At 40.6% G+C, this 23,316-nt stretch carries 25 protein-coding genes; 3 read left to right on the top strand and 22 right to left on the bottom strand.

Going from position 1 to position 23,316, the window contains the following annotated elements:
• The first annotated feature begins 95 nt into the window (after positions 1-95).
• Entirely contained in the window at positions 96-1,949 is a 1,854-nt protein-coding gene (locus H277_RS0101845; RefSeq protein WP_244874863.1) for a CocE/NonD family hydrolase, read from the top strand.
• An 87-nt stretch (positions 1,950-2,036) separates the two neighbouring features.
• Here the strand turns inward: H277_RS0101845 and H277_RS0101840 are convergent, their stop codons facing one another.
• The 11 genes from H277_RS0101840 to H277_RS0101790 all read right to left on the bottom strand — a co-directional run bounded on the left by H277_RS0101840 (position 2,037) and on the right by H277_RS0101790 (position 11,731).
• On the bottom strand, positions 2,037-3,107 hold the full coding sequence (locus tag H277_RS0101840; protein WP_019973864.1) for an NAD(P)H-dependent flavin oxidoreductase: 1,071 nt from the start codon (positions 3,105-3,107) through the stop codon (positions 2,037-2,039).
• A gap of 12 nt (positions 3,108-3,119) precedes the next feature.
• Positions 3,120-3,641, bottom strand: a complete 522-nt coding sequence (locus H277_RS0101835) for a YceI family protein (RefSeq protein ID WP_019973863.1) — start codon at positions 3,639-3,641, stop codon at positions 3,120-3,122.
• Between the two features lie 96 nt (positions 3,642-3,737).
• Positions 3,738-4,307 carry a Crp/Fnr family transcriptional regulator gene (locus tag H277_RS0101830; protein ID WP_019973862.1) on the bottom strand — a complete coding sequence of 190 codons (570 nt, stop codon included), beginning with the start codon at positions 4,305-4,307 and terminating at the stop codon, positions 3,738-3,740.
• A 75-nt stretch (positions 4,308-4,382) separates the two neighbouring features.
• Positions 4,383-5,456 carry an AOC03_06830 family ribosome hibernation factor gene (locus H277_RS0101825; protein WP_019973861.1) on the bottom strand — a complete coding sequence of 358 codons (1,074 nt, stop codon included), beginning with the start codon at positions 5,454-5,456 and terminating at the stop codon, positions 4,383-4,385.
• Positions 5,457-5,731: 275 nt separating this feature from the next.
• Positions 5,732-6,202: a GyrI-like domain-containing protein gene (locus H277_RS0101820; protein WP_019973860.1), complete on the bottom strand. Its 471-nt coding sequence runs from the start codon at positions 6,200-6,202 to the stop codon at positions 5,732-5,734.
• A gap of 5 nt (positions 6,203-6,207) precedes the next feature.
• On the bottom strand, positions 6,208-6,681 hold the full coding sequence (locus H277_RS0101815; RefSeq protein ID WP_019973859.1) for a YdeI/OmpD-associated family protein: 474 nt from the start codon (positions 6,679-6,681) through the stop codon (positions 6,208-6,210).
• 14 nt (positions 6,682-6,695) lie between these two features.
• Positions 6,696-7,325, bottom strand: coding sequence for a hypothetical protein (locus H277_RS0101810; protein ID WP_019973858.1), 630 nt, complete (start codon positions 7,323-7,325; stop codon positions 6,696-6,698).
• 68 nt (positions 7,326-7,393) lie between these two features.
• Positions 7,394-8,098, bottom strand: a complete 705-nt coding sequence (locus H277_RS0101805; RefSeq protein ID WP_019973857.1) for a helix-turn-helix transcriptional regulator — start codon at positions 8,096-8,098, stop codon at positions 7,394-7,396.
• A gap of 141 nt (positions 8,099-8,239) precedes the next feature.
• Entirely contained in the window at positions 8,240-9,823 is a 1,584-nt protein-coding gene (locus H277_RS0101800; protein ID WP_026357345.1) for a Na+/H+ antiporter, read from the bottom strand.
• A 123-nt stretch (positions 9,824-9,946) separates the two neighbouring features.
• Entirely contained in the window at positions 9,947-10,954 is a 1,008-nt protein-coding gene (locus H277_RS0101795; RefSeq protein ID WP_026357344.1) for a bestrophin family protein, read from the bottom strand.
• Positions 10,955-11,065: 111 nt separating this feature from the next.
• Positions 11,066-11,731 carry an NAD-dependent epimerase/dehydratase family protein gene (locus H277_RS0101790; protein ID WP_019973854.1) on the bottom strand — a complete coding sequence of 222 codons (666 nt, stop codon included), beginning with the start codon at positions 11,729-11,731 and terminating at the stop codon, positions 11,066-11,068.
• A 657-nt stretch (positions 11,732-12,388) separates the two neighbouring features.
• On the opposite strand from H277_RS0101790, the gene H277_RS0101785 reads away from it, so the two are divergent.
• Positions 12,389-13,282, top strand: a complete 894-nt coding sequence (locus H277_RS0101785; RefSeq protein ID WP_019973853.1) for a mechanosensitive ion channel family protein — start codon at positions 12,389-12,391, stop codon at positions 13,280-13,282.
• A 54-nt stretch (positions 13,283-13,336) separates the two neighbouring features.
• On the opposite strand, the gene H277_RS0101780 is transcribed toward H277_RS0101785, so the two are convergent.
• The 6 genes from H277_RS0101780 to H277_RS0101745 form a co-directional block, all read right to left on the bottom strand.
• Positions 13,337-14,356 (bottom strand): alpha/beta hydrolase family protein, encoded by a 1,020-nt coding sequence (locus tag H277_RS0101780; protein ID WP_019973852.1) that lies wholly within the window; start codon positions 14,354-14,356, stop codon positions 13,337-13,339.
• Between the two features lie 278 nt (positions 14,357-14,634).
• Positions 14,635-15,684 carry an alpha/beta hydrolase gene (locus tag H277_RS0101770; RefSeq protein WP_019973850.1) on the bottom strand — a complete coding sequence of 350 codons (1,050 nt, stop codon included), beginning with the start codon at positions 15,682-15,684 and terminating at the stop codon, positions 14,635-14,637.
• A gap of 78 nt (positions 15,685-15,762) precedes the next feature.
• Positions 15,763-16,329: a sugar O-acetyltransferase gene (locus H277_RS0101765; protein WP_019973849.1), complete on the bottom strand. Its 567-nt coding sequence runs from the start codon at positions 16,327-16,329 to the stop codon at positions 15,763-15,765.
• A gap of 96 nt (positions 16,330-16,425) precedes the next feature.
• Positions 16,426-17,253 carry an AraC family transcriptional regulator gene (locus tag H277_RS0101760; protein ID WP_019973848.1) on the bottom strand — a complete coding sequence of 276 codons (828 nt, stop codon included), beginning with the start codon at positions 17,251-17,253 and terminating at the stop codon, positions 16,426-16,428.
• A 303-nt stretch (positions 17,254-17,556) separates the two neighbouring features.
• Positions 17,557-18,420 carry a helix-turn-helix domain-containing protein gene (locus H277_RS19895; RefSeq protein WP_081623180.1) on the bottom strand — a complete coding sequence of 288 codons (864 nt, stop codon included), beginning with the start codon at positions 18,418-18,420 and terminating at the stop codon, positions 17,557-17,559.
• A 138-nt stretch (positions 18,421-18,558) separates the two neighbouring features.
• Complete coding sequence (locus tag H277_RS0101745) at positions 18,559-19,251, bottom strand: HAD family hydrolase (RefSeq protein ID WP_019973845.1); 693 nt, start codon at positions 19,249-19,251, stop codon at positions 18,559-18,561.
• An 89-nt stretch (positions 19,252-19,340) separates the two neighbouring features.
• Between H277_RS0101745 and H277_RS0101740 the strand changes: the two genes are divergently transcribed.
• Positions 19,341-19,901 (top strand): Crp/Fnr family transcriptional regulator, encoded by a 561-nt coding sequence (locus H277_RS0101740; protein ID WP_019973844.1) that lies wholly within the window; start codon positions 19,341-19,343, stop codon positions 19,899-19,901.
• A gap of 60 nt (positions 19,902-19,961) precedes the next feature.
• On the opposite strand, the gene arsB is transcribed toward H277_RS0101740, so the two are convergent.
• From arsB to H277_RS0101715, 5 genes are read right to left on the bottom strand one after another with little or no spacing between them, the layout of a single operon-like run.
• Positions 19,962-20,981: an ACR3 family arsenite efflux transporter gene (gene arsB, locus H277_RS0101735; RefSeq protein WP_019973843.1), complete on the bottom strand. Its 1,020-nt coding sequence runs from the start codon at positions 20,979-20,981 to the stop codon at positions 19,962-19,964.
• On the bottom strand, positions 20,966-21,595 hold the full coding sequence (locus H277_RS20450; RefSeq protein WP_019973842.1) for an arsenate-mycothiol transferase ArsC: 630 nt from the start codon (positions 21,593-21,595) through the stop codon (positions 20,966-20,968). Before H277_RS20450 ends, arsB begins: the two co-directional genes overlap by 16 nt.
• Before the next feature lie 10 nt (positions 21,596-21,605).
• The gene (locus H277_RS0101725; protein ID WP_019973841.1) at positions 21,606-22,226 is read right to left on the bottom strand and encodes a class I SAM-dependent methyltransferase; all 621 of its coding nucleotides are present in this window, start codon (positions 22,224-22,226) and stop codon (positions 21,606-21,608) included.
• Positions 22,227-22,244: 18 nt separating this feature from the next.
• Positions 22,245-22,709, bottom strand: a complete 465-nt coding sequence (locus H277_RS0101720; protein WP_019973840.1) for a DUF6428 family protein — start codon at positions 22,707-22,709, stop codon at positions 22,245-22,247.
• Positions 22,710-22,769: 60 nt separating this feature from the next.
• The gene (locus H277_RS0101715; RefSeq protein WP_026357343.1) at positions 22,770-23,099 is read right to left on the bottom strand and encodes an ArsR/SmtB family transcription factor; all 330 of its coding nucleotides are present in this window, start codon (positions 23,097-23,099) and stop codon (positions 22,770-22,772) included.
• Positions 23,100-23,316: the final 217 nt, after the last annotated feature.

Here is a 23,316-nt window from a genome sequence, read left to right as displayed (position 1 = left end):
TTGTCGATTGATAAATCTTCTTAAGAAAAAAGCGTTATTTATTTATAAAAACGGAAAACTTCTTACATTTATAACATTGTAAAATTGAATAACACGTGAAGAAAATTACCCCAAAATTAACGCTGCTAAGTTTTGTTTTGATGAGTGGATTGAGCTTTGCACAAGATGTAAAAGCAGATTCTCTCTATGTGAGACAGCATTATGACAAAATCGAGCAATTGATTCCGATGCGGGATGGAACAAAATTATTTACAGCCATCTATATGCCAAAGGATAAATTGAAGAACTACCCGGTCCTATTAAACCGTACACCTTATACTGTTGCACCATATGGTGCCGATGCATATAAAAAATCACTCGGAAATTTCCCTGCTGAAATGCGCGAAGGGTTCATTTTTGTTTACCAGGATGTTCGGGGAAGATGGATGAGTGAAGGAGAATTTGAAGATGTACGGCCTGTAAATAAATCAAAAAGTAAAAAGGCAATTGACGAAGCGACTGACACCTATGATACGTTGGAATGGTTGTCAAAAAATATGAAAAATTACAATCAAAAAGCAGGGATTTATGGAATTTCTTATCCGGGTTTTTATTCGACAATGAGTTTAATTAATTCACATCCTACATTAAAAGCAGTTTCTCCCCAAGCTCCGGTTACGAATTGGTATTTAGGCGATGATTTCCATCACAATGGTGTATTATTTTTGAATGATTCTTTCAAATTTATGTCTTCATTTGGTGTTAAACGTCCGCAGCCAATTACACCGGATAAAGGACCAAAATCTTTTGAGTATCCGATAAAAGACAATTATCGTTTTTATTTGGAAGGAGGTTCTGTTAAGGAATTAAAAAACACTTATTTTCAGGATAACATAAAATTTTATAACGATTTATTTGCTCATCCGGATTATGATCAATTCTGGCAAGATCGAAATCCGTTGCCTCATCTTAAATATGTGAAACCTGCTGTAATGACAGTTGGAGGTTTCTTTGATGCAGAAGATGCTTACGGAGCGTTCGAAACGTATAAAGCAATTGAGAAGCAGAATCCTAATGCTACAAATATCTTGGTTGCAGGACCATGGTTTCATGGTGGTTGGGTTCGTGCAAAAGGAGATACCTTTGGTGATATGCAATTTGGTTCTGCGACAGGAGAATACTATCAACAACAAATAGAATTACCTTTTTTTAATTATTATTTAAAAGACAAAGGAGATTTTAAACCAACAGAAGCCCGGATATTTATCACAGGGTCTAACGAATGGAAACAATTTGAAACATGGCCTCCAAAAAATAGTTCAACAAAGAAAATGTTTTTGCAGAGCAATGGTAAAATAACTTTTAATCAAGCAAATACAGCTACTTTTGATGAATATGTTTCTGATCCAAATCATCCCGTTCCCTATCAAGAAGGAGTCTTAGAAACACGTTCGAGAGAATATATGGTAGATGATCAACGCTTTGCATCTACACGCCCTGATGTCATGGTTTACCAAACAGATGTTTTAACTGAAGATATCACAGTTACCGGTCCTGTTATTAACCATTTATTTGTATCATCAACAGGAACTGATGTAGATTATGTTGTAAAATTGATTGATGTTTATCCGGAAGATACTCCGAAGTTTAATGAAAAGTTAATGGCTGGTTATCAAAATTTGATTCGCGCCGAGATTATGCGCGGGAAATACCGTAACAGTTTTGAAAAACCGGAAGCCATGATTCCAAATCAGAAAATAAGTGTAACGTATACAATGCCTGATGTTGGTCACACGTTTAAAAAAGGACATCGTATTATGATTCAGGTGCAGAATACCTGGTTTCCTTTGGCTGATCGGAATCCGCAACAATTTATGAATGTGTATGAAGCCACAGCAAAAGATTTCCTGAGACAAACACAGCGAATTTACCATGATTCGTTTATCGAAATTCCTGTTTTAAATAAATAATAAAATCCAGCTTAAAGCTGGATTTTTTATGCTGAACGATTTGATAAAATTACTTTTAAGATCGATTTGCTACAAAAGGTTGAATGATCAGAATTTGTTCATTTCGTTGACAATACTTTCTATCAATTCTTTTGCATGATGATATTTTAATATCGGCGCAATTTGACCTGACCAAAATGATTTTAGTTCCGGATTAGACACCGTATTTGCAGGATATGCGCCCAATTGCCCTACGATTTTCCCTTGTAATGGATACGGAGCAAATTTATTTTGGAACTCTTTCAATTCTTCTGTCAATCTATTCTTGATTCCGCGCGACAATCTGCCTGTAAAGACTTTGGTCAATGTGGTGTAACGCGCTTCTTTGGAAAATAATTTTTCCCGGTGAATATGGCTTGTGCCGGATTCTTGCGTAGCCAAAAATGCAGTTCCTATCTGTACGGCGTCGGCTCCCAATGCAAATGAAGCCTTCACGCCTCGTGCATCTGCAATACCACCTGCGGCTATAATGGGTATCTTCACATGATCGGCAACCTGCGGGATCAGTGAAAATATACCGATCAGACTCTCCTCGGGATCTTCTAAAAATGAAACGCGATGACCTCCTGCGTCAAATCCCGTCGCAATTACCATATCTACACCTGCATTTTCAATCGCAATGGCTTCATCCAAAGTAGTTGCCGTACCCACAGTTTTAATGTTCAGTTTCCGGCATTTCTCTAAAATATCAGAAGAAGGAATCCCGTACACAAAACTAAAAACAGCCGGTTTTATCTCAAAAATAGCTTCGATCTGATTTTCAAAGGAAGGGCTCTCCGGTAAAGGAAATGTTGGAGCTTCTGCACCTGTTTCATCAAAATACGGTTGAAAGATTTGCATGACTTCCCGGAAAGCATTTTCATCAAAGTCTTCGACATCATCATCCTGATCTTTTACCCAAAGATTGAGATTGAAAGGTTTGTCCGTATTTTTTCGTATTTCTTTTGAAATATCAACCATTTCATTGGCATAAAAAGGCTGACAACCATAAGAACCTAATCCTCCAGAATTGGAAACAATGGAAGTCAATTTGACAGCAGAAATTTTTCCACCAAAAGGCCCTTGAACAATTGGCAGATCAATGCCTGAAAGTCGTGTAAATTTTGTATTTGTCCACATCGTTATTCCGTTTTATTTTTGACCCACTAATTTGAATTGTAACACAAACTCATCGTAAATTAATTTATCTCCCAGATTAGAAATAAATTTTCCCGATCCGTACTTTATATTGTACAATGTTCTGTCGATTTTGATTTCACCCAAAGCATGGACAAAATCGGTAAATATTTCGATGGTAGCCACAAATTTGACGGGATGTGTAATGTCTTTTATGGTCAGATCTCCGAAAATTTTATACTGTTCGTTTATTTTTTCACTATTTGTAATTTTTAGCGAAGCGGTTTTAAATTGATCAACGGCAAAAAAATCATCGTTGTTCAAATGGTCGAAAAACTCTTTGTAAACAGATTTATCTGCAATATCTGTAATGATGATGCTTGTCATATCAATCACAATTTCACCGTCATTCAACAGATTATTCTCAAAAAGAAGAAATCCGTTTTTGATATTAATTGTTCCTGTGTGTAGTCCTAAGATCTTTTTGCCCGTCCAATTGACGGTACTGCTCGCTGGCTGAATATTGAATGTTGTCATTGTCTTTTGTTTTTAATGTTGTACAAGTCAAAATTCTACATATTAACACCGAAAAGTAAGGACTTACCGCACAAAAAAAATGTGATGCAGATCAAATTACTTGGGGGAATAAAGCCGACTAAGTGTTTCGCGGGTAACGCCCAGATAAGACGCTAAAATGTGTTTTGGTAGTTTCTGTGTAAGGGACGGATACTCTCGGATAAATTTTTCATACCGTTCTTTGGCATTGCTACTAAGTAAAGAAAGGATACGGTTTTGTAAAGCGACGTTCCGGCGATTGGTTTTCTTTCTGAAAAAATGTTCGATCTGGTGAAACTCACGGCACAGTTTTTCCCTGTTGTCGTTGCTCAGACATAACACTTCTGTATCTTCTATACAATCAATATTGACGATCGCCTTTTTTTGGTTATAGTAGCCTTCGTAATCCGTAATCCACCAATCTTTTACTGCAAATAGTAAAATATGTATTTTCCCGTTTTCATCACTGTAATACGATTTCACACAGCCTGAAAGCAAAAAATAATCAAACATAACATCTTGCCCGTCCTGCACCAAAAACTGATGCTTCCTGAATTTTTTGTAACTAAAATGTCCCAAAATATAATCAAACTCTTCATCTGATATCCGGATGATTTTTAGAAATTGTTCTTTTAGAATTTCGCTCATTTGATTGAATAATTTTGAGACATCTGCTTTTTAATAAGTTAATTAAAATTTTAATTTTTGTTGAAATTATTTTCTTTAATACCTTGTAATCACACCAAGACCATTAAATTGATCCAATTTTCCTTTAGGTAAGAATACAACATCACCACCATAGTTCATATTAGCATCAATCAATTCACCATAAATATCGTCTATTACATTCGCATCTGTGAGACGTTCTCCGTTTACATAAGTAATCAAATCATTTTCTAATACTGCCGGTTGAAATTTCCCTTGTTCTACAAAAATAGTTTGTACTCGCCCTTGTTTAATGGCTTGCCAAATATCATTTGTATCACTTAAGAAGTTACCACTGTCCACCGCTTTTTCTAATTCATCCAAACGTGCATTATTGCTATCTGTTTTATCTTGCTTCACAATTTTCCAAGCATCTGATACGATCGCGTGCGCTTTTTGATCTAACCTGTTTCCATTCAGAAAAGTAGAAAAGATACTTTGCTTTTCATCCGCAATTTTAAGATATTCATAATATTGGGCTTCTTCGGCGCAAATTAATACAGGGTAAGGTGCTGTTTTTCGAATGTCGTTAACAATTTTGTCTATACGGTTGTAAAATTCTGCTATCAGATTGGTTTGTCGGTTGGCATTAGATTTTTCGGCCTTGCTGACAGGGTAAAACTGATCGTTTTCTATCGGGAACGAATTACTCTCTTCCGCTACTACTTTATCATTAAATGCTTCAATTAAGCGAGATTTTTGCTGACTGATTAATAAGACGAAATAAGAAGTATCCATTTGCAACGATCTTAACAGATTTCTGGTAGCAAAGGTCGTGTCAATTACGACTTGATCTTCTACTTCGACAGGTAATCTTATGTATTCAGCAATCGTTTCGTTTACAAAAAGAATCAGACTTTCCTGGTTGTGATTGTGGTCAATCGTATCCGTTAATTCATGGATACGACGAATGATTAGTTCTGCCTCTTTTTTATTTTGCTGAGCGAATAGCCGTTCTTCTGCCTCTTTTACCAGATTTTTAAGCAAAAGCGGATCTTTATTGTTATCCGGTCTTGTCCGATGTGTATGTAAGATAATCGTAACGCAACAATTTGAAGTGATGTTTTTGAGTTCTTTTAATTTAGTATTCATTTTTTATCTGGTTTTAAAATTTATTACTAAGTCATGGATATGATGACAGAAAAAACAATACAATTCATATAAAATAGGGTTGTCCATATTTCTCTGTCAATGACTAATATACTAAAAAAGACGGGTAAAAACAAATCGTTTGTAGACTCTATAATAAGGTTATTTATTAAGAAAATATATCAGAGCTCTAGTCATTTGTTAGCTGTTCTTCGCTTATCAAGCTATTCAGCACCGGTACATTTTCCACCCACGGTTTCACCCGCGGGTGGAAAAAATTATGTTCTTTTTAGGGAAATAAAGGTTTCTACTTCAGCCTGGTCGCCGTCGTGGTATTTTTTGCCGTGTACGGTAAAATCGGCATGATAGGCGCGTTTTTGGTTAAATGCTTTATCGCTCCATATGTCGAGCCAGGTGTTTACAACGGCTTCCGGCATTTTGCCTTTGGATGTAAATTGCTGGTAAACATCGGTTTCAATGGTTATGCCGGTCATGCCTTGGGGAATGTTGTCCAGTGTGCTTACCGGTAGTCCGATAAGGGTGGTATACGGCCGGGTGAAATCGCTTTCATAATCGGTGTACACGGCATAGATATCGTCGCTGATTTTGTTTGGAATCTGGTGCTGAATGTCTTCGCTCCGGAATTGTTGCCATAAGGCCTCAATATCTTTGGCTGCCTGTCCGTTTTCATTGGTTGTTCGTACGGAAATACCGACGATGTGCTGTGTTTTGATGGTGATGGTGTTCATGTTTTCTATTTTATTTTTTGATGAATTTCGTTGATTGTTTTTACAATTCGCTCTACTTTGGTTTTGTCTGTTTTTGCCGTATAAATCCAGTTGATGAGGGTCTTTTTTTCACCGTTGGAATACGACAAAAAAGCTTCGTAAACACCGGGAACATCCTGCAGGCAATGTTTTAGCTCTTCCGGTATTTCGGTCGGTGTGTTGTCTTCATACAGGATGATACGGACAATATCGCCTGCCTGTTTTTTGAGGGTATTGCGGATGCCGGCTTTAACGGGAAGGAATAACATTCCGTTTCCCATCGACTGTAAATGGTAGCTCCTGATTTTGTAATGGTCAATGGTACCGCGGACTCTTACCCAGCCAAAAGGACTGTTTTTTTTCGGCGCGATTTCGGGAAGACGTACAAAAGTCCACCCTCCTTTTCCCCTGAATTTTTCCAGTACAGCTGTTTTGTCTGTCAGTAGTCGTTCTTCGGTCATATCTGATATAATTTTTATGCCATCACGTACCAGAAATCAAGGTTCATGGTCTCTTTATCGGCTTTGTTCAGCAGTTCCATACAAAACGGGTTGTCGAAATACCCCATACAGATTTGTTTGGTTTGGGCAAGTGTCTGCCCTATGGTGATTTCTGAAAAGAGCTTATCGCCTACTCTGCCTGTAAAATGGGCTTTTGTGTTATGGAATTTATTAAGGTATTCTTTTTCGATATTTTCTGATAGGCGCGGCAAACTGTCAGCGTCTTCTTCTTTTACCAGCGTAAAGGTTCCTTTTTCGATACATGAAAACCCTTCCGGAACTTTAAAATTGTCTTGTTGTATTTCGTGGTATTCTATATGAACACTTTGCGGGTCTATCAGCTCAAAAAACCGGGTAACTTCGGGCAGATGTCCAAACGTATTCGCAAGGTTTTTAAGGTCTTGCAGTGACTCACCAAACAGGACGTTGGCGTATTCATTGTCGTAATTTCGAACCAGGCAGTGAAAAATCAACCCGCTTTGCGCGGTTATCGCGGTTTCAAATGCTAACGCGGCAAATAATAGCGCATCGTCTGTGACGGTTTCTTTTTTTCTGAAGTGTGTAAACTCCATGGCTTTTGCGCTCCGGTGACTTTTTCGAATCATTTTTTACTTTTTTTATTTGTTCTGATGCAAAAATAGACCCGGCAAAAGACAACCCTATGGCAAGGGTATCAGCAATTTTTGCTGACGCGTGCAATATAGTCTTCGAAAGTGATGGTATGTGGTTCAAATGTCTGGTGGAGTACGGATAAATTCTGAATACGGTCTAACCGGAATGCTCTGTAATCGTTTCTGAGCCTGCAGAATGCAATGAGCAGCCAGTTTTCCTGTGTAGTATAAATGGCAAAAGGTTCTACGGTACGTTCTGTGGTTTGGTTGTTGTCCGGGGAATAATAATGGAGTTTGACGAGATTGAAATTGGTCAGGGCCAGCTGAAGGGTCGAGAGGTTATTGCTCGTGGTCTGGTTGGCTGTATTTTGTCTCGACAGGATACGGCTCGACAGTAAATTGGCTTTGTCTTTGGTGTTGTGGCGCAATACGGATTTTATTTTGCTGATGGCATCGGTATAGGCTTGTACAAAAGAGGCATCTTTGTTTTTTACGACCAGCTGCTCTGCGGTAATCAGGGCATTGGCTTCGCTTTCGGTAAACATAACGGCCGGAATGCGGTAACCATCCATCAGGGTGTAGCCTTTGCCTTCTTCTGTCAATACGGGAACTCCGGCTTGTTCCAGTGCTTTGATGTCGCGGTATATTGTTCGTTTGCTGACGGAGAAGCGTTCGGCTAATTCGGCGGCTGTCAAAAGTCGTTTTGTCTGCAATTGGGTTAAGATTGCGGTTAACCTGGAAAGTCGTTTGGTATCGTTATCGGCCATGTTCTTGTTTTATGCTCGGGTCAAATGTACAAAATAGATTGGTCTCAGGATTTCGTGTGCGGGCTGTTATTTCTCTCCCGCGGATTCTCGCTGATGTTCATGTAAACAATTCTCTGTGTGGATGCGGGTTTATTGCGCACACTACCCTATTCGCAACCGTTCTTCTTCCAGGTCTAGTTTCAGAAGGTAATGCCGTACGATTTCTTCGTCTATTTTCGGATTGTTACGGTTTTCTTCGCGTAGCCATTTTCGTTGTTCTTCGAGTGTTTCGAAATAGATTTCTTTGGCTTCGTCCGACAGTTTATGTACTGAATCGTCTTTGTCTTCTTGTTCCAGGCGGTCCATCAGTTTGCGGAAATATTCATTTTCTTCTTTTCTATGGGTATGATGGGTATCCAGATGGGTAAATGCGGCATGACGTATTCCTCTTCTCAGCAGGTTTTCTGTTTCTTCTTCAGACAGATGGTTGTTGCTGTGTGTGGAAAATTTTAATTTTTTAATTAATGCGGGCAATGTCAGTCCCTGTACAATCAGGGTGACTAAGATAACGACAAAGGTGATAAAGAGTATGAGGTCGCGGTGCGGAAATGCCTGGCCGTTGTCCATGGTTACGGGAATGGATAAGGCTGCTGCTAATGAAACCACACCCCGCATTCCTGTCCAGCCTAATAATAACGGGGCTTTCATTCCGGGATTGGCATCGGCTACGTTGATGAAATTCCGCATGACCAGGGTCACAAATACGGCGGCAAAAGCAGCGAGAAAACGGACTAAAATCAATATAGCGGTTACAAGTAGGCCATAACCGATGGCTTGTGACAGGCTGATACCTTCGTTGCTTAATCCTTTCATAATTTCGGGTAAATCGAGTCCGATAAGCAGGAAGACGATTCCGTTAATCAGGAAAGCAAAGCTTTGCCATACGTTGGCTCCTCTTAACCGCGATTCGGAGCTCCGCAGGAATTCGTGTCGTCTTACGGACAGGAATAATCCGCCGCTTACCACGGCCAGTACGCCCGAAGCGTGTACTTCTTCTGCTGCAATGTACATGATATAAGGTGCCACAAGGCTGAGTACGGTATCCATGTTGACATCGGTGGGAAAGGTTTTATGGACTTTCAGGAAAATAATGGCGATAAGGACCCCTAAACCTATTCCTCCAACGAGCATCCAGCCGAAACTAAGTGCAGCATCCAGCCAGATGAATTGTCCTGTGGCAACGGCGACCATTGCGAAACGGAAAATAATAAGGGAGGAAGCGTCGTTGAAAAGGCTTTCGCCTTCTAATAGTGTCGCGAGGTTTTTGGGTACTTTGACGAATTTCAGAATGGCTCCGGCGCTTACAGCATCTGGCGGTGATACAATGCCTCCGAGTACAAAACCAAGTGCGAGCGAAAAGCCCGGGATAAAGGAATTGGCTACAAAGGCGACGGACAGGGCGGTAAGGAATACAACAACGAAGGCAAAATTGGTGATGATACGCCGTAGTTTCCACATTTCTTTCCACGAAACGGCAAAGGCGGCTTCATACAAAAGTGGCGGCAGGAATATGATGAAAATGAGTTCGGGTTCAATTTTTATAGCGGGAATACCGGGTATAAAGCTGATAAGTAATCCGGCGACTACCAGTAAAATGGGATAGGCTATTTTTAGTTTGTTGGCTAACATTATTGCTCCGATAATGACGAGTACTAATGCTAAATAGAATATGAAATGTTCTACCATATTTTTTTACTGTTTTTATTTTTTTTCCCGGAGTCCATGGTTTAAACCATGGGCTAACGATTGCGTTTATCTGCGTGATTTGCGGGCTATTTTTTCTCTTGTTACGTGACCTTGTGACAGCACCTACATTAAAATATTGTGTTCTGCTACGATGGGTTCGGGGAGTTCTTTTTCATCTAACATTTCTTTCATCTCGATTTCGAGCATCCGGCTGATTTGTGTCACGGGAATGTCATTGGCGCTGCCTTCAAACGGGTTTACGGAACTTTCGCCTACGGTATCTAATGTATGGAATCCCCACGTTATCATTGCGGAGAATGGGATATTGAGCCAAATGGTGTATCCTTCAAGAAAGGTTCCGTTTCCGAGTGCGCTGTATTCTTTCAGGAGTCCGAATGGCAACAGGAAAACGAAGACAAACATCAGATAGGTGGCTATGGATGCAAAATTGCGGGGATAGGGAAAATTTTTGATGCGTTCTGCTTTTCCCTGATCGTCTATCAGTCGTGTAATGCATTGCTGCAATTCCATCCATTGTATATCGCTGATGATGCCGTCTCTTTTTAATCCGGCAATGTTTTCGGATTGCAGGGCAATAAGCTGGGTTGCTCTGTTTTTTTTGGATAAAATGTATTGTAATTCGTCGTCTGACAGGTATTTTTTGAGTTCGTCGTCCAGCTTGGTTTCCCATTCGGGAATGCTGTACCGGCCTTTTTTAAATTTCCGGTTTTGTCTTCGGTTGGTATTTTCCCACGAACGTGCTTCTCTCAGCTGGAAACGAAGGGCTGTAAGCCATGCGAAATGACGGTAAAACATTTTGCGGACGGTTTTGTTTTCTTTGCCGCCTATGGCATCGCGAAGTGTAAAGGCAAAGCTGCGGCTGTCGTTAATCACGGCGCCGTATATTTGTCTTGCTTCCCATAATCTGCCGTAGCTGGCGTTGTTTTTGAACCCGACGATAAAGGCCAATGCGGTTCCTAATATTGCGACAGGCTGCCACGGCAGGGAAAGAAATGTCCAGCCAAAATAATACAATACGGTTGGCACGGCTGCAATGAGCAGCAGCCAGATGGTATCTTGAAGTGTCCATTTCATGAACTGCCAGGGGGTGTATCGTTTTCCGGTATGCATAGGTGTGTTGGTTTTTTAGTTTTTATTTTTTTCCTCTCACAGCCCATGGTTTAAACCATAGGCTAATATTGTGCATTAGTTATCTGCCGGGCTTTTATCATGGATTTTCTTTTATTTTGATAATGCTGCAATGTCTTTTACTTCCAGAACGGGTTTAGAATACCCGTTTGTTGTTGCTTTTATCATGGCTTTTCCGACTTCTTCCAGTGTCAGAAAATAGGTGGTACTGAATAATCTGAAAACGGGATATAGTGTGTTGATGACTTTGAAAAGTCCTTTGACGTTTTTTGCTCCTTTGGAGGGTTTCATAAAGGCGGGGCGGAAATTATAAACGGCTTTAAAGGGCAGTTGCATCAAATCGTTTTCTGTTTTTCCTTTTACGCGCGCCCACATTTGTTTGCCTTTTTCGGTGCTGTCTGTACTGGCACCGGATACATAGCAAAAGGTCATCTGCGGGTTGAGTGCTGCAAGTGTTTTCGCAAACCCCAATGTGAGGTCGTAGGTTACTTTTGTGTATTGTTCTTCGTTCATGCCGACTGAGGAGACGCCTGCGCAGAAATAGCAGGCATCGTACCCGGTTACTTTTTCGGAAAGGGACGAAATGTCGCTTAAATCGGGATGGATGATTTCTTCTATCTTCGGATGGGAATACCCGCTTGGTTTACGGTTAATCAGCAGGATTTTTTCTACTTCAGGGTTGGTCAGGCATTCTTGTAATATGCCCTCGCCTACCATTCCGGTTGCGCCTGTGATGATTACTTTAAGGGTTGATTTCATGTATCGGGTTTTATCTATTAAAAATAAAAAAATATTTTTTAATAATGATTTATAATCAATTGTATATCTCTTTTTTTTCAAATGTTTTACGGGTGTTTACGGAAAATATTCTCCCGCTGATGCCGCTGATTCTCGCTGATTTTTTTTTTTTTTCTCTCACAGATTTCACGAATGTACACGGAAATGATTAAGTCTGCGCTTATCTGCGTAATCTGCGGGACTTCTTTTTCTCCCGCGGATAGCGCTGATTCTCGCTGATTTATTTTCTAACGGATTCTACAGATATATTCAGCAGTCTTTTCTGTGCTTATCTGCGTGATTTGCGGGACTTATTTTCTCCCGCTGATGTCGCGGATTTTCGCTGATGTTTTTTTGCTTACAGATTTCACGGATGTACACGGAAATGATTAAGTCTGCGCTTATCTGCGTAATCTGCGGGGTTTATTTTTCTCCCACTGATTCTCGCTGATGTTTTTTTGCTTACAGATTCCACGGATGTTCACAGAAACGATTAAGTCTGCGTTTATCTGCGTAATCTGCGGGACTTATTTTTTTCACGGTGTTTATCTGCGTGATTTGCTACGGGGTACCTCATTTTATTGTGATAATTTTCATATATTGTAGTTATATAAATAATTATGAATTAAACAGATACTCATGGATTTTGAAAAGGCTTATGATATTGTTACGGATAAACTGAATCTCTGGCTACAGGATTTGATTGGGATGCTTCCTAATATTTTGCTTGCGGCTGTTGTGCTGGTTATTGGTCTCTGGCTGACGGCTCATCTTAAAAAACTGACGGAAAAGCTGATGGGCAAAATAATCCGTTATCCGAGTGTGGCGAATTTGTTTACGTCTGTTTTGTATGTTTTTTATGTCGGTATTGTTCTTTTTATTACGTTAAATATTCTTAATCTTCAAAAAGCGGTTACTTCTCTGCTTGCCGGTGCGGGTATTTTGAGTTTGGGGTTTGCGTTTGCTTTTCAGGATATTGCGGCTAATTTTGTTTCCGGTATATTTCTGACTTTTAACCGGCCTTTGAAAGTTGGTGATATTATTCAAAGTAATAACCAGATGGGGGTTGTTATGATGATTAATATTCGGAATACGATTATTCGTACTTTCCAGGGGCAAATGGTGATTATTCCTAATAAAGAAATTTTTCAGAATACGCTGATTAACTATACGACTCTGGGCCGGCGACGGATTGATTTGCAGGTGGGCATTTCGTACGGTGAGGATCTGGAACAGGTGGAGGCGATTACCAAAAATGCTATTGAAAAGGTCAGCACGTTAGATGCCAATGAACCTATCCATCTTTTTTATAATGCTTTTGGCGACAGTTCTATTGATTATACGATTTATTTCTGGATTACGGCTACTGACCAACCGACGTATCTTAAGGCGGTAAGTGACGCGATTAAATATATTAAATCGGCTTATGATGCCAATACTATTATGATTCCGTTCCCTATCCGAACGTTAGATTTTGGGATTAAAGGGGGTGAATCTCTTTCTGATGTATTGAAACAAAAGCCCATGGTTTAAACCATGGGCGAAAAGAAAAGGTTTAAACCGTGGGCGAAAGGTGTTTTATGGCAATCAGCTCATGTGTTTGTTTAAGAAAGCCAATGCTTTTTCGGGTGTTCTTCCGAAGTAATTGTACCCGTCTTTGAAACGCAGTGTGCTGTCTATCCAAATGAGTTCTTTGTCTTTTCCGGGAATGGCGTCGAATGTGGCCTGGTCTGTTTCCGGGTTTTTTGTCCATGTGTCGTGTTCTACCTGCCACATTAGAAGGGGCATGGTTACATTTTTCACGTATTTTTTAGGATCCATTTCTTCGCGTGAAAAACCACCTGCTTTTAATAATTCGAAATCAAGCAGTTCCATGTATTGTGATACGCCTAACGGTTCTGTGAAGGCCTGAAAAATGGCTGCCATATTCGGTACTAACGGACTGCAGAAGCATTTTACGTTTTTGAACAGTTCGGGATGTTTGTCTAAGGCTACCCATTGTGAAATGGCTCCTAAGCACTGGTTGAATAATGCTACTTTCATTTTGCTTAATCTCGGGTGCTGGTCGACATATTTTTTTACGCCTACGCAGTCACGCCATTCGAGCTGGCCGATACCGCTCATACCTCCGTTGGCTGCACCACTCTGGCCGTGGTTTCGTAAATCGTAGGCTAATACGTTATAACCGGTATCTGTCAGGATTTTCATTTGATAGACGAAGTCGATTTCGATATCTGTAAAGCTGCTCCATGGTAAGCCTAGGTGTCCCTGGAAACCGGCACGTGACATTGGCAGGGCGTGGTTGAAAATAATCAGTTTGTCGCTTTCGCCTCCTTTTGCCGGAATATACCAGCCGCTAAGGGGTACGCCATCGTCTGCCGGGAAATATATATCTTCCCACCCTGTCATGCCGTAATCGTCGGGTGTTTTGTGCAGGATGCTGCGCCATTCTCTTTTGCAGACATTGACCATGCCCATAATTTTGGCGTAATCTTCTTCTGAAATTTCGTCCATTTGTTTTTTGGCTGTTTCCAGTAGTTCTTTAGACATTCTTGCGGTAGCAGTTGGCTGATGTTCCATTCCTGCCAAATTGATTTGATTTTCCATTGTTTTCTTTTTTGTGGTGACTACTTTCTTATTTCTCTTGTTATTAAGTTATTACTTTTTTTTGATAGGTCAAAGGTAGTGTGGAGCTTCTTCCTGAAAAGGAGACATTTTACCCTATAAAAGAGACATTTTACGGATAGCGTTACAGGAAATAAAAAAGCAGCTTTTTGAGCTGCTTTTTTTAATGTATTTACTATTTTTTCAACGAAAATTTTTTGCTGATTTCTATCTGGCAGATTTTACGGATGTCTATTTTTATGGTTCAGATTATTTTGTTGTTATTTTAAATGTGTTGTAAAGAATGTTTCTAATTTGCTGAACGGAATACTAGTTACTTTATCGTATAAGTCTACGTGAACAGCTCCGGGAATAATCATGAGCTCTTTTGGTTCGGAAGCCATTTTGTAAGCGTCTTCACTGAAATAGCGGGAATGTGCATTTTCTCCTGCAATAATTAATATTGGTCGAGGTAAAATCTCTTTAATATAGGTTAAAATGGGCATATTCATAAATGACAATGGATTGGTTGCATTCCAAGCGCCTGTTGAATTTAATGAGCTTTCGTGGAATCCTCTTGGTGTACGGTAATAATCGTGATAGTCTTTTACAAATTGTGGTTCGTCGCCTTTTAGTTTTTCCGGATTTAATAGCTGTCCTGCGTGGAATGTTTCTGCTTCAGCATCTTTCCATCGTTGTTGACCTAATTGTACTAACATTTCGGTACGTTGTTCTAATGTTGTGGTATCGTTATAACCTTTTGACATAACGCGTGTCATATCGTACATACTTGTTGTGGCTACTGCTTTTATACGTTTGTCAATGGCTGTGGTATTCAGGGCAAAACCTCCCCAACCACAGATACCGATGATACCAATTTTGTTTCGGTCAACGTTTTTCTGTGTGCCCAGAAAGTCAACTGCTGCACTAAAATCTTCGGTGTTGATGTCGGGCGATGCAACGTTACGCGGTTCTCCTCCGCTTTCGCCGGTATAAGACGGGTCAAATGCCAATGTTATAAAACCTCGTTCGGCCATTTGATTAGCATACAAACCTGATGACTGTTCTTTTACGGCTCCGAAAGGGCCACTGATGGCAAGTGCCGGTAAAGGTTCATTATTTTGTTTTTTCGGAAGGTATAAATCTGCCGTCAATGTAATTCCGTAACGATTTTTGAAAGTTACTTTTTGACGTGTTACTTTATTACTCAACTCAAATGTATAGTGCTCTGTTTTTGTGGTGCTGTTCATGTTTTCTGTATTTTTGTTTTGTGCATAAGACTGTCCTGTAAACAGCAGGATTGCGATGGTTAATATGCCTAGTTTTTTCATTTTTTTAATGTGTTTGTGTTGTTATTTTTTTGCTGATGTTTCGGATTATCGCGAATTTTTACTCGTAATTTGCGATGATTAACGGGCGATGGTTTTAATGTTTTTTGCAGGAATACCACCAACAATGGTATTATCGGGAACGTCTTTTGAAACAACAGCACCAGCAGCTACTATGGCATTTTCGCCTATGGTTACACCTTGTAGAATAGTTGCTCCTGCTCCAATCCAGGCATTTTTTTTAATGTGGATAGGTTTTGGAACAAGTGCGTGCCTGTTTTCGGGGTTTGTGGGATGTCCTTCGGATAGCAGGCTTACTTTTGGAGCTATGAGTACATTGTCTTCTATGGTAATACCACCCAAATCTAAAAATGTGCAGTCAAAATTGATGAAGACGTTTTTGCCTATTTTGGTATGTTTTCCGTAATTGATGTAGAAGGGTGTAAACAAGGTAACGCTTTCATCAATTTCTGAACCTGTAATTCTGCTTATTATATTTCTTATTTCGTAAGGGTCGGCTGTATTGTTCATCTGAACAAGTAGTTGTTTTGTAGCAAAAGCGGCTTCGCGCATTTTATAGGCTTCGGGGTCGTTTGGTGAAATGGTTTCACCGTTTTGTAACCGTTTAAAAATAGAGGTTGTCTGCATTGTCTTGTTTATTTACATTTACGTTGTAAAATTAAAGACAAAGCTTCAAAACGGTTTTGTTGTGAGGCTCAAATTGTTTTGCTGTAAGGATCAGTATTAAATATCTGCAGGGGAAATACCGTATTGCTTTTTGAATGCGACAGAGAAATGTGAAAGGTTTTTAAAGCCGACTTCTGAGCAAACGTCCTGTACTTTTTTGTTATCTTCTTTTAGCTTGATATATGCCATTTCAAGGCGCTTTTTTATGACCCATTTTTGAGGTGTGAGGCTGCTTATTTTTTTGAAATCTCGTTTGAATGTGGCTAAGCTTCGTCCTGTGAAGGATGCAATTTGTGTCATTGTAAGGTCGTCTGTATAGTTATTATTCAGAAACTCTAAAATGTCTATTTTCCAAGGGTCGGTAAAGTCGAACAGTACCGGGTAGAGTTGTTCATTGTTGTTTAGCAGGGCGTGAATGCCTTCTAATAATTTTAGTTGTGTGACTGCTTCTGTTGGTTTTATATTGCTGTTAAAATAGGGAGTTAGTGATTGAAACAAGCTTTCTATCGCGGGGGTTGGCTGTAACCTGAAAACGCTTTTATCGGAAATTTTTACGTTGCCCGGAATTTCCGATTTGTTCATTTTACTGTAAAATTCCCGTAATATGTTTCGTTGAAAAACCAATGAAATGCCTTTGTACAATGCTTGTCCTTTACTGTTTTTGTACATTTTCAGATGGTGGTCGCGGCGGATAAAGGCGCATTCTCCTGCTTTTATCGTTATTTTTTTGTTTTGATCTACTATTACTTGTTCGCCCGAGTACAAATATAGTAAAACGTGTTCTGGTTTGGAATGCACGCAGTGTGTACCGCTTTCGGAAAAACACGAAAGGAATATATCGGAATAGCTGATGGTTTGTAAGGGTGCGTCTTGCTGTGTACTCATTTTTCTGTTGTTTTGCCTGTATACAAATTTATACATTTTACCGGTGCTTTACTTTGTTGTGAAGTTCAAATTGTTTTGTTGTGAAGTCCGTTATTCCGGTTTGCTGAAGTTTTTTTTCTTTCGCCCACGGTTGAAACCGTGGGTTAAAAGGGTTAAAGGTGTTGCGTGAGGGATAGCAGCGGCATCCTTTTGTGAAGCGCTGCGGAGCAAAAGATATAGCGGATAGCCCGGCCCTTTGCTTTTGGGGAACGGGTTGTTGTGCAGGTGCTGACGTGCAAAGGGACACGCCCTACTATGAGTGATTTATAGTCCTCTGAATGTTTTTGGCGACATGCCTGTTTTTTTGCGGAAGAAACGGGCGAAATAGTTGGGGTAGTCGAACCCTAGGCTGTAGGAGATTTCGCTGATGGATAGTGTGGTGTTTTTTAGTTTGTCTTTTGCCTGTTTGAGGATATAGTTGTGGATGTGTTCGATGGGTGATTCGCCGGTGAAGTGTTTGATGAGGTCGCCGAAATAGTTGGGCGACAGGTTGGCTTTTCCGGCAAAATAGGCCACGGAAGGGATTCCGGTAACGTTTTCTTTTTTGTCGAAATAGTTTTTCAGGGCGGTGTAGAAATTATCGATAACGGTGTTGTACATGCCGGTTCTGGTATCGAACTGGCGGTCGTAGAATACTTGTGTGTAGGACAGGATGAGCGCGATGTACGATATGATGATGTCTTTTGAATACTGGTTTTTCCGGAATTCGTTATAGGCTTTTTGGTACAAATCCCACAGGATGGCTTCTTCTTCGTGTGTGAGAAAAAGGGCTTCGTGGTTGTTGTAGTGGACAAAGTTATAGTCTTTGGCGAGTTTGTTGACGTAACGGGAACTGACGAGGATGTTGTAACCGGCATCGGGGGTGTTGATGTCCCAGTTGAGGTTGTTCTGCGGGCAGTCGACATACATATAGGATTTGGCCTGGTCTTCGAGAAATTGGGTGGTTTTGAATTTTCGTTCTAACGGTGGTTTTATGGCGAGCAGGTAAAAGTCTATGGTAACGGTATCGGACTGCAGGCGGATGTCGTTATAGTCTTCATAACTGATGATAAGCAGGTCTTCGTTTGCGGGTGCCGGAACGTTAAGGTAGGCGGCAAATTCTCGTATGCTGAATATTTTATGGGCCATTTTGGGTGTATTATGCTGCTACAAAAATAGGGGCTTTGTTTTTTTAAAGATAGAAACATTTTAATGAAAAACGGATACATTTTACTTTTCGCCCACATAGCCCACGGTTTAAACCGCGGGCTATGTGGGCGAAAAGTTTTATTTTAAATAATGGATAATATGGTCGATGCTTTTTAGTTCCAGGAAACGGTCGTGCTGTAGCTTGGGTTCGTGTTGTTCGTGTGTCCATGTTACGTGGTAGGGAATGTGTCCGCCAAAACCGCCGAGTTCGAGAATGGGCAGGATGTCTGATTTGATGGAGTTTCCGAGCATCAGGAAATGTTCCGGCCGGCAATCGAGGTGTTTCAGTAGTTTCTGATAATCGCCCGGTTTTTTATCGCTCATGATTTCGATATGATGGAAATAATTTTCGAGTCCGGAGTTTTTTAATTTTCGTTCCTGGTCGAGTAAATCGCCTTTTGTGGCTACAATGAGGTTGTATTTTCCTTTGAGTTGTTCTAATGTTTTTTCTACACCGGGAAGCAGTTCGATGGGTTTCTGAAGGAGTTCGTGCCCGATGGCAATGATGTTGTCGGCAAATTCCAGTGTCAGGGTTTGGTTTGAAATGCGGCTTGCGGTTTCTATCATGCACAATACAAAGCCTTTTATTCCGTAACCGTAAAGGTGCAGGTTGTTCATTTCGGTTTTAAACAGTTCTTGTGATATGGTATGCTGCGGCAGGTAATCTTCGAGTAAATGACAGAATTGTTTTTCGGCTTGCTGGAAATAGGGTTCGTTTACCCACAGGGTGTCGTCTGCATCAAAGGCTATGGTTGTGATTTTTGTTTTCATCTTGCTAATTATTTGGTGTTTCTTCTGTTTTTTTGTGTAAATTTCGGCAAGAGAAATACGTTAAAAAAGGACATTTGTCCCGGGAGAATATGTTACGAACGAATCAGTCATTTTTAGCTTATGCGGAAATGCTTTACGAGCAGCAGGAACGCAAAGAAGCAATTGTTATGAAGCAGTATGCCAAAGGACAGCGATTGCTGAACCAGGATGAGGCGGCGTCTAAAGTAATGCTTGTTAAGGAAGGAATTACGAAATGTTTTTTTACGGAGGGAAATGAAAAGGAGTATATACTGGAGTTTCTGGGCAAGGGTGAAATTATCGGCGAAATTGAATTTATCCGGAATATTCCCTGTCTGTGTACGATTGAGGCCATGACGGATGTAACGGTGTATGCGTTTTCGGTGTCTTATTTTGAGTCGCTTCTGAAAAGAGATATTGGACTTAACGGTATTTTGCTGAATGTTTTTGCGGAACGTATTGTGAATACGTCTAGCCGTGCATCGTACCAACAGCTGTACACAATTGAACACAGCCTGACTAAACTTCTGGATTTGCAAACGAAGCAGTCGATTAAACTATCGAAAGAGGATATGGCGGCTTATCTTGGGGTTTCGGTACGCAGCCTGAACCGGGGTTTGAAAAATATATAAGCCCACGGTTTAAACCGTGGGCTATGGACGAAAGGTTTACCGGTTTTAGCAATTCTATTTTTAGCTGTAGTATTTCTTTTTTAACCACAAACTTACTCTGACTAAAAGGATTAGTACGGGTACTTCTACCAATGGCCCGATTACACCGATAAATGCCTGTTGTGAATGGAGTCCGAATACGGCAATAGCCAGTTCGAAATTGTTTCCTGTGGCGGTAAAAGCGATGGATGCATTTTTATCGTACGGTACTTTCATGGATTTATTGATAAAGAAGCTTACCAAAAACATCAGTATAAAATAGATGATCAGGGGAATGGCTACTTTTAGAACATCCATGGGCAGTTCTAAGATTTTGTCGCCTTTCAGGCTGAACATCAGTACAATGGTAAACAATAATGCGTATAGTGTAACGGGAGCTATACGGGGTATAAATTTGCGGTTGTACCAATCTAAGCCTTTTCGTTTTACCAGCAGGTAACGGCTCAGAAAGCCTGCTAAAAAGGGAATTCCAAGGTAGATGGCAACGCTTTGTGCTACGTTTTTTATCGATACGCTGACATTAAACCCGGGCAGGCCTAATTTAGCGGGAATGACGTTGATGAAGAGCCAGACGAAAAAGCTGTAACTGATAACCTGAAAGATGCTGTTCAGCGCCACGAGTAAGGCGGTGTATTCCCGATTTCCTTTTGCAAGGTCGCTCCACACTATAACCATGGCAATGCACCGCGCCAGTCCTATCAGGATTAACCCGCTCATATAGCCGGGTTCGTTACGCAAAAATAAAACGGCTAACCCGAACATCAGCAGTGTGCCGATTATCCAGTTGAGCAGCAGCGAAATGCCGATGACTTTTTTATCTTTTAATGCTTTAGGCAATAAGCTGTACTCTACTTTTGCCAGGGGCGGGTACATCATCAGGATAAGCCCGGCAGCCAGCGGAATGTTTGTTGTACCGACAGATAAGCTATTGGTTATTTTTGAAATACCCGGAAAGAAATGTCCTAATGCCACTCCTACTGCCATGGCAAGGAATATCCACAGGGTAAGGTAATTATCGGGAAATTTTAATTTGGGCTGCATGGTTTAGGGTTTATTTGTGAAAAGACGTATATCATTTCTGCTGCTATCTGTAAACTTCGTTCTTCATATACTTTTGTTTGTTCGGGTGTATGGTCTGACATTTTCGGGTCGTCATACGTAATGGGTATCCTCTTCTCTGCTCCGGCAATAAAAGGACAGCCGTCGTCGGCCTGCGAACAGGTCATTACTGCTATAAATGCGGCTACGGGATTGAAAGAATGGTCGTACTTTTTGGAAAAACCTATGACAGGCAATGTGTTATCGCCATATTTGATGGCGTATACGGGATTATGTGTATCTGCTATTCCGGAAATTGTAAATCCCTGGCGGCTTAATGTTTCCGCTACTTTTGGAAATAATGCGGTTTCTTCTGTGCCGCCTGAATAACAGCAGACACGCGGAATATTGAAACAGGCTGCGGCTGTCTGCGCCCAAACCTGTGCCAGATGGCTTCTGCGGGAATTATGGGTACAGATAAAAGTAAGGTTGATGGTGTCCTGACGGTTTACTTTTTCCTGTATAATATCAATAAGCGGTTGCAGGGTCTTTTTACGTGTTTCGCTGACGGACTGCAATTTTAATTGTGCAATGGTTGCCGAGATAAGAGGGTACATATTTTGGTGGTTATTTTTTTCGGAAACTGCAAAACACAAAATCCTGAATGGTGTCGAATGGTGTGGTGTGTTGAACAGTGAAACAGTTTATTTTATCAAAAGTGTCCTGAAATAAACGGGTTAAGGTGGCTGCTGAATATTGTTTAATGTCAATACCGCTGCATTTTACCGGTCCCTGTTCCGAAAAAGTCCCGACAACCATGATACCGTTTTGGGCAACTGCTTTAGCCGTGACAGCGGTATAATGCGTTATTTCCTCCGCAGCGGTCAGAAAGTGAAATGCCGCCCTGTCGTGCCAGAAATCATACTGTTCTGCTGGCTGGAAATCCATCACATCGGTTACCACCCATTTTATTTTACCGGCGTTATGTTCCAGTCTTTTCTTTGCCCGTTCAATAGCGGCTTCGGAAATATCCAATACGGTAATATTTTCATAGCCCATATCAAGCAGGTAATCCGCAAAAAGGCTATCGCCCCCACCGATATCAATAATTTTAGCATCTTTCGGTAGTGCCAACTGTTTTACAAAATTCAGTGACGTTTCCGGGTTGGGCTGGTACCAGCTTACGGTTTCCAGCGGTTTGTTTTCGTAAATGTTTTCCCAGTGGGCTTTTCGGTTAAAATGTTCCATTTTGTCTTCTGTTTTAGGTTAACAACATCCGGAATCCGGTGTGCAGCACGTATTGTTCAGTTCAGATAATTTCACTTTTTGTTTAGCGGCAGGAATACCGCAGGCATCTTGTGCCAGGCAGGCGGTTTGCTTGTTTTTCAGCAGAAAATGTTTCCCGTTAAATTCCAAATCGTATTTCCCGATTGTTTCGCCCTGGTACTCTACTTCTATCTCTGCATCTTCTACGCCTAATTTTTCTTCAGACAGCCTGATGATGTTTAACAATTTGCCGGGTTTTAAGCGGTGTTCGAAATCGTCGGCATTCCACAACTGGAAGTTCACTACTTTTTCGGTACGGATTACGCCGCCGCAGTCGATAAAATGTTTGGTTATTTGTCCTACTTCTGTCACGTGAAAGTGTTCCGGTACGAATGTTCCGTTTTCGAACTGGAAATCTACACGGTCTGTAGTTGGCAGGATGGCTTTAATTTCTGATAGTTTCATATGATTATTTTGTATTGATATATTGCGATATAACGATATTAAAGGGTATAAAAAATGTGTTTAACAACATTTTTTTACGTTTACTTCCTGCTCAAAGAATGTATTGAAGAGGGTTTGTATTTCGTTCCATTTTTTTTCGTCGATACAGTAACAAACGGATTTTCCTTCAATGGTTCCCTGTATGATACCGGTGTTTTTTAATTCTTTCAGGTGTTGCGAAATGGTGGCCTGTGCCAAGCCTAATTCATCAACCAAATCGTTGCAGATACAGGTTTTCTGATTGATAATATATTGCAGAATGGCTATTCGGGCCGGATGTCCCAAAACCTTAAATAACGATGCCAGTGTATTTTGCTCTGCTGTGAATATTTCTGATTTTGTAAGTCCCATAGCGTTTGTATTTAACATCGCAATATTACGATATTAACTGGAGATGCAAAAATTTTTTGTGTTTTATTTTCTGATGGTGTTTTTTCACCCGCGCCCCTCTTTAGCCCACGATTTAAATCGTGGGCTAAAGAGGGACTTTATTTCTGCGTTTATCTGCGGGACTTCTTTTTCTCCCGAATGTCCACAGAAAAATCGTATTTTAGTTAATCTAAACAGG

The sequence above is a fragment of the Empedobacter brevis NBRC 14943 = ATCC 43319 genome, assembly GCF_000382425.1.
In the GTDB taxonomy this organism is placed as follows: Bacteria; Bacteroidota; Bacteroidia; order Flavobacteriales; family Weeksellaceae; genus Empedobacter; species Empedobacter brevis.
The sequence above is the reverse complement of the archived record's forward strand: the minus strand, read 5'-3'. Positions and strand labels throughout refer to the sequence as shown.